This is a genomic window from Pinirhizobacter sp., assembly GCF_036499745.1.
Taxonomy (GTDB): domain Bacteria; phylum Pseudomonadota; class Gammaproteobacteria; order Xanthomonadales; family Rhodanobacteraceae; genus Pinirhizobacter.
Map to the genome: position 1 here is coordinate 95,656 of NZ_DASYDG010000045.1, position 13,633 is coordinate 109,288.

The 13,633-nt window shown below is 64.8% G+C and carries 9 protein-coding genes; 6 read left to right on the top strand and 3 right to left on the bottom strand.

The genetic code is table 11. The annotated features are described in order from the left end of the window. Nucleotides 1–169 precede the first annotated feature (169 nt). Nucleotides 170–1,756 (top strand): inorganic phosphate transporter, encoded by a 1,587-nt coding sequence (locus VGM61_RS15695; RefSeq protein WP_331523801.1) that lies wholly within the window; start codon nucleotides 170–172, stop codon nucleotides 1,754–1,756. A gap of 13 nt (nucleotides 1,757–1,769) precedes the next feature. On the opposite strand, the gene VGM61_RS15700 is transcribed toward VGM61_RS15695, so the two are convergent. Continuing rightward, the gene (locus VGM61_RS15700) at nucleotides 1,770–3,155 is read right to left on the bottom strand and encodes a lysozyme inhibitor LprI family protein (RefSeq protein ID WP_331523802.1); all 1,386 of its coding nucleotides are present in this window, start codon (nucleotides 3,153–3,155) and stop codon (nucleotides 1,770–1,772) included. A 59-nt stretch (nucleotides 3,156–3,214) separates the two neighbouring features. Beyond that, nucleotides 3,215–5,338, bottom strand: coding sequence for a PAS domain S-box protein (locus VGM61_RS15705; protein ID WP_331523803.1), 2,124 nt, complete (start codon nucleotides 5,336–5,338; stop codon nucleotides 3,215–3,217). Nucleotides 5,339–5,515: 177 nt separating this feature from the next. On the opposite strand from VGM61_RS15705, the gene fabV reads away from it, so the two are divergent. From fabV to VGM61_RS15725, 4 genes are all read left to right on the top strand, one after another. Beyond that, entirely contained in the window at nucleotides 5,516–6,721 is a 1,206-nt protein-coding gene (gene fabV, locus VGM61_RS15710; RefSeq protein ID WP_331523804.1) for an enoyl-ACP reductase FabV, read from the top strand. 53 nt (nucleotides 6,722–6,774) lie between these two features. After that, nucleotides 6,775–9,459: a family 78 glycoside hydrolase catalytic domain gene (locus VGM61_RS15715; protein ID WP_331523805.1), complete on the top strand. Its 2,685-nt coding sequence runs from the start codon at nucleotides 6,775–6,777 to the stop codon at nucleotides 9,457–9,459. A gap of 52 nt (nucleotides 9,460–9,511) precedes the next feature. Beyond that, nucleotides 9,512–10,066, top strand: coding sequence for an energy transducer TonB (locus VGM61_RS15720; RefSeq protein ID WP_331523806.1), 555 nt, complete (start codon nucleotides 9,512–9,514; stop codon nucleotides 10,064–10,066). A 68-nt stretch (nucleotides 10,067–10,134) separates the two neighbouring features. After that, entirely contained in the window at nucleotides 10,135–10,563 is a 429-nt protein-coding gene (locus VGM61_RS15725) for an H-NS histone family protein (protein WP_331523807.1), read from the top strand. 696 nt (nucleotides 10,564–11,259) lie between these two features. Here the strand turns inward: VGM61_RS15725 and VGM61_RS15730 are convergent. Next, a complete protein-coding gene (locus tag VGM61_RS15730; protein WP_331523808.1) occupies nucleotides 11,260–12,090 on the bottom strand; it encodes a PhzF family phenazine biosynthesis protein in 831 nt (276 codons plus the stop codon). A 178-nt stretch (nucleotides 12,091–12,268) separates the two neighbouring features. Here VGM61_RS15730 and VGM61_RS15735 point away from each other — a divergent pair, with 178 nt between their 5' ends. Further along, on the top strand, nucleotides 12,269–13,624 hold the full coding sequence (locus tag VGM61_RS15735; protein ID WP_331523809.1) for a TolC family outer membrane protein: 1,356 nt from the start codon (nucleotides 12,269–12,271) through the stop codon (nucleotides 13,622–13,624). Nucleotides 13,625–13,633 lie beyond the last annotated feature (9 nt).

Here is a 13,633-nt window from a genome sequence, read left to right on the forward strand (position 1 = left end):
CCGGGGAAAGGTGTTGGCGGGGTATCGGCCCCGACAGTGACGCCTTAAGTGAATTTTTAATGACACCTTGGCATATCAGGCAGTTAACGTATCCGCCCGCACTGACACCGGGGAGTCACAAACGGCTGCTATTGCTTCGTGGACCCATGGCGAATCCCGGAGCATCCGCATGAACAGCGTGGTCCTAGGTGAAGGCGTCAAAGGCTCCCCCGTCCAGCGTTACCTGGGCTTCGGCCTGTTCGGTGGCTTCCTGCTCGCCGCGGCAATCTACGTGGCCTCCCAGCTTGGCCACGACCTGGAAGTGGTGCCCTCCAGTTCCACCCTCGCCTACATCCTGCTCGGTGTCGCCCTGCTGATCGCCCTGGGCTTCGAATTCGTCAATGGCTTCCACGACACAGCCAATGCTGTGGCCACGGTGATCTATACACGCGCGCTGCCGGCCAGTTTCGCGGTGGTCTGGTCCGGTGCCTGGAATTTCGTCGGCGTGCTGATTTCCAGTGGAGCTGTGGCCTACACAGTACTGCAACTACTGCCCATCTCCCTGGTATTGAACGTAGGGTCAAGCACGGGGTTTGCGATGGTATTCGCGCTGCTTATCGCCGCAATCATCTGGAACCTTGGCACCTGGTACCTCGGATTGCCCTCGTCGAGTTCGCACACCTTGATCGGCTCGATCATCGGCGTGGGCGTGATGAACCAGCTGATGAGCTCCGGCGACGCCACCAGCGCCGTGGACTGGAGCCAGGCATGGAATGTCGGCAAGAGCCTCCTGCTGTCGCCGTTGGTAGGCTTCGGTCTGGCTTTCGGACTGCTGCTGCTCCTGCGCTCACTGGTGAAGGTGCCAGAGCTCTATCAGGAACCCAAGGGCGACGCGCCACCGCCGTTCTGGGTGCGAAGCCTGTTGATCCTTACCTGCACCGGCGTCTCGTTCGCCCATGGCTCCAATGACGGCCAGAAGGGCATGGGCCTGATCATGCTGATCCTGATAGGCACAGTGCCGGGTGCCTACGCGCTCAATCGCGCGGTGACGCCCAGTGAGACACAGACTTTCATCGCGGTAGCGCATTCAGCCAGCGAAGTATTTGCCCGTCATGGCGTTGGCGCCCCTCCCGTTACCGATCCGCGCGCGGAAGTTGAGCGGTACATCAACTCACACGAGGCACGGCCAGCCACCATCGCCGCGCTCGGCCAGCTCACCGACGCGATCAGCAACCAGGTGGGCCACAGCGCCACGTTGGCCGACGTGCCGCAGAACGCGGTGAACAACGTACGCAACAACATGTACCTCAGTTCCGAAGCGTTGCGCGTGATGGCCAAAGCCAAGCAGCCTGCGTTCAGTGCCAGTGACCAGGCCGTGCTCGACAACTACCACGCGTCGCTGGACAAGGGCACCAAGTTCATCCCGACCTGGGTCAAGGTAGCCGTGGCGTTTGCACTGGGCCTGGGCACCATGGTCGGCTGGCGTCGCATCGTACGCACTGTGGGCGAACGCATCGGAAAGCAGCACCTGACCTATGCGCAAGGTGCTTCGGCTGAAGTCGTGGCGGCGATCACCATCGGCGCGGCAGACCGCTTCGGCCTGCCGGTAAGCACCACGCACGTGCTGTCCTCAGGCGTCGCCGGATCGATGGTCGCGCAGGGATCGGGCCTGCAGTGGGCCACCGTGCGCAGCATGCTTATGGCCTGGCTACTCACCCTGCCCGTCTCGATCGTACTGGCGGCGGGCCTGTTCTGGGTGTTCCGCCACGTTTTCTAAGCCGTGGCCCGCCTCAGGGTGAAGGCGGCGCCGCGCCCTTCGGCGGCGGCGGAGCGAACGTCGCTAGGCGTGAACGCATGTAGCGTTCAATGCACTTCGCGTCGCTGCCGCACAGGTCGTTGCGCTCACGCTGCCAGCTGGCCTGGCCTTCACGCAACGTGGTGGCCTGCTCTCCGGATGTTCGCGCCAACGCCCTGTTGTAAGCCGTGGCCTGTTCACGATCGAGCGCGGACAGCGGCTTGCTGGCGCAGATCACCGTCTCGGCCATGGTGAGCGATTTCTTGCAGTCGAAAGAAGGGCCCGTGCCTTCAGCTGCGACGCTGGCAGGCTCCACATGAGCGGGCGGCACTGACGATGCAGGCGAAGGAGCATTAACCGATGTGGCCGACGAAGGGGCCGGGGCGCTCGACGACGTCGCCGGCTGCAACGCGGCTATGGGTGCGGTTGAATGGGTGGACGCTGCCGGAACAGGTGCCGAGGGAGCCGGCGATCCGGTGGCGGCCACCGGCGCGGCACCCACCGGGTGTGGGCGCACCGGAGCCTGCCGATCAACCACCAATTGGCCGGCGGTGACATCGTTGACCTGCGAGCTCGGTGGCAGGTGGAGATCGTCACGCAGCACGAACAATGCCGCCCAGGCGACGGACAGTACCGCACCGATCGCAATGGCAAATCGCGCGCGGCCGATGCCCTGTTTTTGCGGATGACGATGGATGTCACGAATGGCAAGCATGCCAGCCACCATCGCCAGCAGGCCGACCCCCGGAAGGATCGAAAACACGCCCAGATAACCGGCGATGGCAGCAATCGACGAGCGCGGCGTCTGGGCTTGCACAGGCTCCGCGGACACTTCTTCTTCGACGATCGGCTGCGCCCACGCCGGCGGGAACGCCGAGGCATCGGCGGGCTGCGGCGGCGGTAGAGTCGGTTCGAAAGCTACCGGGGCTTCAGGTTCCGCGGCAACTTCGACGGCTTCCACCGTATCTTCGAAGGCAGATACAGGTTCGGCGTGGTCCCACGACGGTGACACCGTGGGCGCCTGCCAGACCTGCCACTCACGCGTGTTGCGCAGGCGGTAGCGCTCGCCATCAGCGATGTATCGCTCGAGCGCGGCATGAGGTACGGGGCCGAGCGAGGCGCCCTGGCGTTCGATGTACACGAAGGGGTCGCGATCGGGGACGACTTCGGCGATGGCGCCAATGGCGGCCAGCCGGGCGGCCACGTCGGTGGCAACGGCTTCGTCCAGCTGCCTGCGCACCAGCACCGGCATCGCCGAAAGTACCTTTGCCGCGAAGGCTGCCCGGTCCAGGCCCATGGCCTTCGCAACGGGCGTCCAATCGACATCCGCCTGGCCGGCTTTCGGGCCGGCGAGCACCACACCAAATGACGTCACGCGCATATCCCCCTGTTCTCCGGGGAGTTTAGACCGTTCGCAGCCTTAGCGCATCCGGCTACAGGCTAGCCCGCGTGCCGGCTGTATGCCGGCCGCTGCGCGCGCACTTCATAGAGCTTGCGGTCGGCCTCGGCGATGGCGTCTTCCAGGGTATTGCCGGCATGACGAAGGCCCTGCCCCACGGTGAACCCGATGGGCGCTTCGTTGCGATCGTCGAGCATGCGGGTAGCAATCGCATGCGTGGCGTCGGCATCGGCACCGTGCAGCATCACCAGGAACTCGTCGCCGCCCAGGCGCACCACGGCGTCATCGGGGCGTACGTGCGCGCGCAGGAACTGCGCCATCGCTACCAGCACTTCGTCGCCGCGCTGGTGGCCGTAGGTATCGTTGACCTGTTTGAAGCGATCCAGGTCGATGGCGATGCAACCCCATGCAATCCGCTGGCGTGGGTCGGCCTCGACCTCGGCGAGGAAACGGCGGTTGAAGCAACCGGTGAGCGGGTCGCGGATGGCCGACTCACGCAAGCGGCGCTCAAGATCGCGGCGCTCGGTGATGTCCTGGGCGTGGCCGAGCACGTATGTTTCCGGGCCGGTGGTATCGAGCATATTGTTGTATTGCCAGGTATGCCGGGTGCCGTCCTTGGCCAGGAGCTCGAGCACACCGGAGTCCGCGCCGTTGGCGCGCACTCTCTCAAGGTAGGCTGCGAACGCCACATGCAGTTCAGCGCGCATGAAGTCCATCAGGGGCCGGCCCATCATCTCGGCCACGCGGTATCCCAGGGTACGCGCGGCGGCCAGGTTGATCGACAGGATCACGCCGTCGAGGTCATGGGTGCAGATCAGGCCAAGGCTGTTCTGGAACAGGCGGCGGAAGCGTTGCTCGCTCTCGGCCAGGGCTTCCACGGCCTGCTTGCGCACGGTGATGTCCTGTAATGCACCCACCAGCCGCCGGGGGCGGTCGCCTTCGTACTCGGCTGAGCCGAAGGTGCGCACCCAGATGTCCCGCCCGTCGGCGGTGACGAAGGGGAGTTCGAGGTCCCAGTTGCTGCCGCTGGAAATGGCACGGGTAAATGCCTCTTCGATCAGCGGACGTGCTTCGGGCGCGTAGAAAGCCAGGCTCTCGCGCATGGACGGCGCGTAGCCCTCGGTCACGCCATGGATGCGGCAGGTCGCGTCCGACCAGGTGATCTTGTAGGTATCCAGGTCCATCTCCCAGCCGCCGACGGCCGCCATGCGGCCGGTGCGGTCGAGGAAGGCTTCACTGGCGCGCAGGCGCGTCTCGGCGGTCTTGCGCGCGGTGATGTCGATCGCGGTGCCCTGGATCCAGTGTGGCTGGCCACCCAGTCCGAGGCTGGTCATACGGCCGCGGAAAAGCACCCATATGTCGTGACCATGTTTGTGCCGGAGCTGAAGCTCGCCATCGAATTCGTCGCTGCCGGAGGCCGCCAGGAGCCGGGCGCGCTCCACCATGCGCTGCCACGCCGAAGGCCCGCTGAGCGTGGGCAGGCTGATGGTGGTGTATGGCGCCATCTCCACCGGCGTGTAACCGATGATGTCCACCCAGCGCCCATCGAGCTCCAGCTCACCGGTTTGCACGTTCCAGCGCCAGATCCCCGCCGAGGTACCGTTGATGATCTGGGCCAGCCGTTCGCCGGCATCGGCTTCGCGTTGCAGCGCAGAGTTCCGATCGATGGCCAGGGCACGCTGGTCCAGCGCCTCGGACACCACGTGGGCCAGTTCATTGAGAATGGCGCGCTGGCGGTCATCGAGCTGGCGCGGTTCGCGGTCGATCACGCACAGCGCACCCATCCGCAGCCCATCGTGCAGGGCAATCGGTGCACCGGCATAGAACCGGATGTCGGGCGAACCGGTGACAAGGGGATTGCCGGCAAAGCGTTCGTCGGCGCGCGCGTCGGGAATCTCCAGCAAGCCATCTTCAAGAATGGTATGGGCGCAGAAAGCCACTTCACGCGGAGTCTCGCTGACACCGGGCAGGCCATGGTTGGCCTTGAACCACTGCCGGTGGGCATCGACCAGGGTCACCATGCCGATCGGTGTCCCGGCGACCATGGCGGCGGCCCTGGCCAGGGCGTCGAACAGTGGTTCAGACCCGGTATCCAGGACAGCAAGTTCATGCAGCCGCGCGATGCGTCGGCTTTCGTTGGGCGGTAGCGGGGCCGGTCGGGTCATGTCAGCAAGGGGAACCCAGGGGTGCTCTGTTCATGATTAGCAGAATTGGCGTGGAAAATCCCTCTTCAAGGTCACGCAGCCGTCCTTCCCGCCTCACGGTCCAACATACGCCCGCGTACCCGGCCCGGGGCGCCTTGCCGCTAAAATGCCCGTTCCGCAAAGACAGGATCAACGCGCGTGGTCATCAACCCGAAAGTCCGTGGCTTCATCTGCACCACCGCCCACCCGGTTGGCTGCGAGAAAAACGTCATCGACCAGATCGAAACCACCCGCATCCAGGGCGTTCGCACCGATGGCCCCAAGCGCGTACTGGTGATCGGCGCCTCCACGGGTTATGGCCTGGCCTCGCGGATCACCGCTGCCTTCGGCTTTGGCGCTGCCACGCTCGGTGTCTTCTTTGAAAAACCCGCCACCGAAAGCAAAACCGGCACGGCCGGGTGGTACAACTCCGCCGCCTTCGAGCGCCTGGCCCACGAATCGGGCCTCTGGGCCAAATCGATCAATGGCGATGCGTTCTCCAACGAGGCCCGTGCCCGCGCCATCGAGATCATCAAGGCAGAGATGGGCGGCGAGGTGGACCTGGTGATTTATTCCCTGGCCTCGCCCGTGCGCAAGCTGCCTGATACCGGCGAACTGGTGCGTTCGGCGCTCAAGCCGATCGGCGGGCCTTACCAGGCCACCTCGATCGACACCAACAAGGACGCGATCATCAAGGTGTCGGTGGAACCGGCTACCGAACAGGAAGTGAAGGACACCATCACCGTGATGGGTGGTGAAGACTGGACCCTGTGGATCGACGCCCTGGCTTCGGCCGGCGTGCTGGCGAAGCATGCCCGCACCGTGGCCTATAGCTATATCGGTACCGAAATCACCTGGCCGATCTACTGGCACGGCTCGATCGGCCAGGCCAAGCAGCACCTGGACGACACCGCGCACCAGCTCACGAAACGCTTTTCAGACCACGGCGTGGTAGCCCAGGTAGCGGTGATGAAATCGGTCGTCACCCAGGCCAGCGCAGCGATCCCGGTGATCCCGCTGTACGTATCCCTTGCCTTCAAGATCATGAAGGAAAAGGGGCTGCACGAGGGCACCATCGAGCAGACCAACCGCCTGTTCCGCGAACGCCTGTACCGCACCGACGGCGCCGTGCCGGAAGTGGACGACGAAGGCCGCCTGCGCCTGGACGACTGGGAACTGCGCGACGACGTGCAACGCGAGTGCACGGCGCAGTGGGACGGTGTCACCACCGAGAATCTCTTCGATACCACCGATTACCGTGGCTACAAGATCGGCTTCCTGCATCTGTTCGGCTTCGCGCGGCCCGATGTGAACTACGAAGCCGACGTCAAGCCGGATCCTGAGTTCGACTGCATCGCGCTTTGATGCATTGCCGGTCAAGGGCGGTCTCGCTTGCCATCCTTCTCGTGGTGGCAAGCGTGTCCTGTGCCTGCGCCAATGCGCAGGACACAGGCTCCACGCTTTCGCGCCTTCGTGTGGAGAATCTGGACGCACCGCTCGCTATCGATGCTGCACAGCCCCGCTTCAGCTGGCAGGTGCAAAGCAACCAACGCGGCGCGAAGCAGGTCAGCTGGCGCATCGCGGTAGCGACTTCGCCAGCCCTGCTTGAAGCGGGCAAGCCCGACATCTGGGACAGCGGCCGCGAGGCCTCGCCCGAACCGTTCGGCCACGCCTATACCGGGCCCGCACTTGCGCCGGGTACGCGTTACTTCTGGAAGGTCGACGTCGACACCAGCGACGGCCATGCCGCCCAAACGGCAAGTTTCGCTACCGGACTTACCGACGAGAGCGCCTGGGCGGGCGCACGCTGGATCGGCAAGGGCGATGGCGGTACGCGCGCGGCGCCCTTGCTGCGCCGGCCGTTCACTGTTGACAGTGCCGTGGCGAGGGCCACCGTGTACGTGGCCGCCGGTGGTTATGCCGATGTCACGCTCGACGGAAAGCCCGTCGGCCCTGCCGTGCTGTCGCCTGGCTTCACCAACTACGACAAGCGCGTGCAGTACGTGGCCACGGACCTCACCACCGCCCTGCAGGCCAAAGGTACACATGTGCTGGGCATGGAGCTGGGCCGCGGCTTCTATGGCCTGACCAATCCCGATGTCTGGCATTGGGAACGGGCGCCGTGGCACGGCGAGCCGCGCGTGCGTGCCAGGCTTGCCATCGACTTCGCCGATGGTCGCCATCAGGACATCGTCACCGACGATCACTGGAAGCTGACCGACGGACCCACGCTGCTGGACGACCTCTACGGTGGCGAAACCTACGACGGACGCCGCGCACAGCCAGGCTTCGACACCGCCGGCTTCAACGACAGTGCGTGGCGTGCAGCGTCGCTCGTTCCGGCGCCGCGCGGACGCCTGGTGTCCCAGCCACAGCCGTCGATCACCGTGGCGGCGACGCTCACGGCCGACGAAGTGACGCAACCGAAGCCTGGTGTCTACGTGTTCCGCTTCCCGCGCGTGATTGCCGGCTGGGCAACGTTCCGTGTGAAAGGCCATGCCGGCGACACCATCGTCGCCAGCTATGGCGAGAAACTGCTTCCCGATGGCAGCGTGGACGTCCGCGACCGCCATCACTATTTCAAGGAAGGCTTCCAGACCGATCGCTTCATCCTGTCGGGCAAGGGCACGGAAAGCTGGCATGCGAAATTCTCGTACAAGGGATTCCGCTACGTTCAAGTGAGCGGCTGGCCCGGCGGTGCACCTGGTCGCGATGCCGTCACCGCGCAGGTGGTGCATTCGGACGTTGCGGAGACTTCATCATTCGACAGCGGCAATGACCTGCTGAACTGGATTCACCGCGCGGCAGTGAACACCGTGCTTAACAACCTGCAGGGGATCCCCACCGATACCCCGATGTACGAGAAGAATGGCTGGACCGGCGATGCGATGGTGGGCGCGGACATGATGCTGCGCAACCTCGACGCGGGCCCCCTCCTGGCCAAGTGGGTCGATGACATCAGCGACGCCCGCAACGCGGACGGCGCGCCCCTGCTGATTGCTCCCAACCCTGGCTGGGGCGATGTGCGCGCACCGCCCTGGCATGCGGCATACATCCTGGTGCCCTGGTCGCTATACATGCACGATGGCGACCGCCGCGTGCTGGCCCGGCACGAACCAGGCATGGCCGCCTACGTGAATCTTGAGTACGCGCGCTCGCCCGGTGGCATCGCCATGACCGAACTCGGCGACTGGGTAAGCCCGGAGACCGACCCGGACGGTGAAAACGCCCCCGAGGACAAGCGTGTCGCCGCCACTGCTTATCTCTACCGCATGGCCACCGCCATGGCCGACATCGAGCATGTGCTCGGCAAGGATGCCGATGCCGACCACTTCCGGAACATGGCCGAAAGTGTTCGCAAGGCCTTCAATAAGACGTTCTACGACGCCCACGCCCACGTCTACCGCGGCCAGGGCGACCTGGGCTATCGCCAGGCCCACAATCTATTCGCACTGGCCTTCGGCCTGGCACCAGAGGCAGATCGCAGCTTGATCGCCGCGAACCTGGCTTCCGATGTCCGCGCCCGCGGCAACCACCTGGATACCGGCGCACTGGCCACCAAGATCATCCTGCCGGTGCTTAGCCATACCGGCCACCCGGCCGAGGCCTTCGCCGTGGCCACCCAGGTGACCTTCCCCAGCTGGGGCTTCTGGCGTGCCCAAGGTGCGACGAGCCTTTGGGAGCACTGGAAAGCGGCGTCGCGTTCGTGGGGGCATTATTTCCTCGGCACCGCGGACGACTGGCTATTCGGCGATGTTGCCGGCTTGCGCCCGCTTGAACCGGGTTGGCGACGCATCGAGGTGGCGCCCCTGTTCACCGGCTTCCTGGATCACGCGCGGGGCAGCGTGCTGACGCCCTACGGCCATACCTCGGTGTCATGGCAGCGTCACGGCCCGCGGCTGGAACTGAAAGTGGATGTGCCCGTCGGCGCCACGGCGCTGGTACGGTTGCCCACGGACAACCTGCGCGAAGCAAGCGAATCAGGCACCTCCCTGGACAAGGCGACCGGGGTCCACGTCGGCAACGCTTGCGGGCCAGGCGTATGCGTCACGGTGGACTCTGGCCGGTACGATTTTTCGATGCCGGCAACATCATTGCAATAATCTCCGGCTAGCTTGCGCACTCCCCCTGCCCGCGGTTCGCGCGGCAGAAGCCATGCAAGCAGGTACCATGATCCTCGCCTCCAAACGCCCGTTGCCACGCGCGCTCCTTGCCGGTGGCGTACTTTTCGTGGCTGCCGTGATCGGCGGCATTGCCTGGCGTGGACACCAGGCCGCGGCCACGGCGGATACGTCCGGTGCGACCACCGCCCAGGCGCCCGGTAACGATGAGGTGAGCGTCGATGAATCACCCACCGCCATCCTGCTGGGCCTGGCGCGTACGTCCATCCGTGAAAACCGCCTGATCGCTCCCCAGGGCAACAACGCTTTTGAGTACTACATGAGCGTGCTCGACCTGGACAAGACCAATACCACGGCGCAGGAGGCCCTGCGCGAATCCTTTCCGCAGGCGTCCGATCAGATCGATCGCGCCATCCTGGACAAGGACCTGGACGAGGCCCAGCGCGAAATCACCCTGCTGCGCGAATACGATCCCGACAACTATGTGCTGCTGATCCTGGGCGCCAAGCTCGATGCACAGCGGAAGCTGGTTACCGCCGCGGATGAGGCAAGGGCGCTGACCATGCGCCAGGCCGCCGAAGGCAAGTGATAGGTGCGATACAGGCGGGATCGCTTATGCTTGGGCCTCCCGCTGGCATACGCACAGGATAAAACCGCATGGCCCTCAAGCTCGACGCTCTCTCCCCCAAGGAACTGCACGCCCTCATCGCCGATGCTAAATCCCGCGTGGAAGGCGCCCGTAGCCAGCAGGTCAAGGCGTTGCGCAAGACCATCGAGGGCATGATCAAGGCTGAAGGCCTTGAGCTTGCCGAAGTTTTCCCCGCCCTGGGCACGCGCGTGAAGAAATCCAAGCGCGCCGGCGCTGGTGTGGCGCGCTACCGCAATCCCGCCGATCCGGCACAAACCTGGACAGGCTTCGGCAAGAAGCCCAACTGGTTCATCGAGGCCGTACGCAAGCGCGGCGTCACCGCCGAATCCCTGTTGATCGATCCGGCCCGGGCGTCCGCGACGGCGAAGACCACCACGGCAAAGAAGGCCGCGCCCCGGAAGTCCGCCGCGAAGAAAGCCATCCGCAAGCGCGCGTGAACTGAGGGTTGCAGCCTCGTCGCTCGGGGGTGGTCGCAGGAGCCGGGGGCGGTCAGCCTCGTCGCTCCGGTTACACCGGCGCTTGGGTAGGGAGGCCGCTACGCGGCTGTGTTTGATGGCTTCGCCCCGGCGCGCCCGCGCTGCGGGCGAGGGTTTTCGAGGCGGCCTGCGGCCTTCGCGAAAACGGCCGACCACGGTCGACCCCCTTCGGGCCTGATCCGCCCACATCGCTCGGTTCCACAAGTCGCCGACGAGGCTGACCGCCCCCGTCTCTGGACAGTCCGATGCCGCGTGATGGGACAAACTGGTTGCCGTCACATGTCATGGCTGCGAACTAGGTAGCGATCAGCAACGTGCAAGGTCTTGCAAGACATACGTGACCTCAACGCACTCCCATCGCGAACCTCACCGTACGAGAGAGCCGGCGGAGCCCAGCGGCGGCGCTCCCTGCGAAGGCGAAGGGCTTCGGTCGGATCAGGCCCGTCAGGGGGCCGGCCATGGACGGCCGGCCGTTTTCGCTGAGCCAGGATGGCGAATTGAAAACCCCCGGCCGAAGCCCGTCCCGATGGGGGCGCAGCCATAAAACAAAGCCGCGCAGCGGCCTCCGGTTCCCGAGGGTCGCCGCAGCCAGGAGCACCGCCGCTGGGCTCCGCCGGCTCTCCCCACGATGCCTCCGGATTTGCCGACCGCGCAGCCTTACGGCAACGTGAGGCCGCCTTCGATGCAGGTCACGACATTGCCGCCTACCCAGATGTCGTTGCCTTCCTGCTGCACGTGCACCCGGCCGGCGCGGCTCAGCACCGTGCCCTGGCTTGCTACATAGTGCGAGGGCGCGATGTCGGCGCCGATCAGCCACTGCGCAATGCCTGCATTGAGGCTGCCGGTGACCGGATCCTCCGGCATGCCGTCACCGGGGATGAAGGCACGGACTTCGAAGTCCGCCTCGCCACCCCAGCGCGCTACCAGGCCGAGCTTCAGGCCAAGGATCTTGCCCAGGTCCGGCCGCACATCCAGCACTGTCTCGCGGTCCCGCAGCAGCACGGCGGACCAGCCAGGACCGTTGTCCACCCACTGGTGGCCGATGACATCTTCCGGCTCCAGGCCCAGGCCGTCGATGATGCGTTCGAGCAGGTCGTCTTCGAGCGGACCTGAACGCAATAGCGGGGGCGCGGCGAAAGCCAGTCGCTCGCCATCGCGACGGATGCGCACCAGCCCTGCCTCGCATTCCTGGACGATTTCCGTGCCATGAGGGCTGCCGCCGGCTTCAAGCCATGCGTGGCAGCTGCCCAGGGTGGGATGGCCGGCAAAGGGAAGCTCCCTTGCGGTGGTGAAGATACGCACCCGATAGTCCGCCGTGGCGCTTGTCGGGGCGAGCAGGAACGTGGTTTCGCTAAGGTTGGTCCACTGGGCGAAATCGGCCATGCGTGCGTCGGACCAGTCGTCGGCGCCATGCACCACGGCCAGCGGATTGCCTTTCAATGGCTCGGCCGAGAACACGTCGACCTGCCGGAAACGATAATGGGTCATCCGCCAAGGATATCGGGTTTCTTGTCCGTCGCATGTCCGCCGATGGTGTCCGCGGACAGGCCGAGCAGTGTTTACAGCCCGCGCCAAGTAGATGATCCGGAAAGATAATTCCCTTGTTGAAGAGGATGGCACGGCGCTTGCCTCGCATGGCCTATCCCTATCCGGAACCCAAGCCTCCATGCGGATCAAATTGCTGCCTTTCATCCTCGGCTCCCTGCTGGTTGCGCCAGTGGCGCACGGCGAAGACCTGATGGATGCCTTCCGCCAGGCCATTGCCAATGACCCGGTGCTGGCCACCGCCAACGCCACCCGTCTGGTGGTGGCCGAAGGGGTGCCGCAGGCGCGCTCGGCGCTGTTGCCGCAACTATCGGCGGGGTTGGACATCAACCAGGTGCATGGCGGCCCGGGCGGTACGACGATCGTCAATGGCAATACGGTCAACACCGGCGCAGGCCACACGCGGCAGCGTGATTTCTCTGCTCAGCTCGACCAATCAGTGATCGACCTCTCCCGCATCGCGAACTTGCGCGCCGCGCAGTCCACGCGCGACTCGCAAGACGAAGTGGACCGCGCCGCCCTGCAAAACCTCTACATCCGTGTCACCAACGCCTACTTCAATGTGCTGGTGGCGCAGGAAGAACTTGAAGTGAACAAGTCCTATGAGGACGCCTACAAAAAAGAATTCGAACAATCAAGCGAGCGCTTCAAGGACGGCCTGGCCATGGCGGCGGACGTTACCCAGTCGCAGGCGTACTACAACTTCATTAAGTCGCAACGAATCAGCGCGATGGATGCGTTGAAAGACGCCAAGCGCGCGCTCGAACAGATCACCGGCCAGGAAACGCAAACGCTCAAAACCCTGCGTGATGACATACCGATGCAGACGCCGACCCCGGCCGACGCCAAGGCGTGGGTGGATGCCGCCATGGAAACCAATCCAACGATCCTGGCCGCGCGCTACACGGTGAAGGCCGACGAGCATAAAGTCCGTGCGGCCCGGGCTGGCCACCTGCCTACGTTATCGCTGGGGCTGGGCTATAACAAATACGGCACCTGGTCGAACGTCAACCAGGACGATACCGGCCAGGTCGGCCCCGGTTACGGCCCCGGCACCACCACCGTCGGGCTCACGCTAAGCGTGCCGGTATTCAGTGGGGGCCTGACCCAGTCCCAGGTACACCAGGCGATCTATCAGCGCGATGCGGATGAAGGCGTGCTGGAAAGCCAGCGCCGCCAGGCCGCGCGGGACGCCAATAATTTCTACAACCAGGTGGTGGACGGCATCGAACAGGTGGGCAGTGCCAAGCTGTCGGTGGAAGCGGCGAAGAAATCGCTCGAATCCATGCGGGCAGGCAACGACATCGGCACGCAGAGCCTGACCAACGTGGTGGTGGCAATCCAGGTGCTGGCCGAAGCGCAAAGCGAATACACCGTGGTGCGCCACCAGTTCGTGCTGAACAAGCTGCTGCTCAAGCAGGCGGCAGGCACGATCGACCTGCACGACATCGAGGACGTCAACCGGCTGCTGCAGTAACAGCTCCGG

Excerpts from the sequence above, each read along its gene's own strand:
- VGM61_RS15695 (WP_331523801.1), top strand. The coding sequence starts at position 170 with ATGAACAGCGTGGTCCTAGGTGAAGGCGTCAAAGGCTCCCCCGTCCAG.
- VGM61_RS15700 (WP_331523802.1), bottom strand. The coding sequence starts at position 3,155 with ATGCGCGTGACGTCATTTGGTGTGGTGCTCGCCGGCCCGAAAGCCGGC.
- VGM61_RS15705 (WP_331523803.1), bottom strand. The coding sequence starts at position 5,338 with ATGACCCGACCGGCCCCGCTACCGCCCAACGAAAGCCGACGCATCGCG.
- VGM61_RS15720 (WP_331523806.1), top strand. The coding sequence starts at position 9,512 with ATGCAAGCAGGTACCATGATCCTCGCCTCCAAACGCCCGTTGCCACGC.
- VGM61_RS15725 (WP_331523807.1), top strand. The coding sequence starts at position 10,135 with ATGGCCCTCAAGCTCGACGCTCTCTCCCCCAAGGAACTGCACGCCCTC.
- VGM61_RS15730 (WP_331523808.1), bottom strand. The coding sequence starts at position 12,090 with ATGACCCATTATCGTTTCCGGCAGGTCGACGTGTTCTCGGCCGAGCCA.
- VGM61_RS15735 (WP_331523809.1), top strand. The coding sequence starts at position 12,269 with ATGCGGATCAAATTGCTGCCTTTCATCCTCGGCTCCCTGCTGGTTGCG.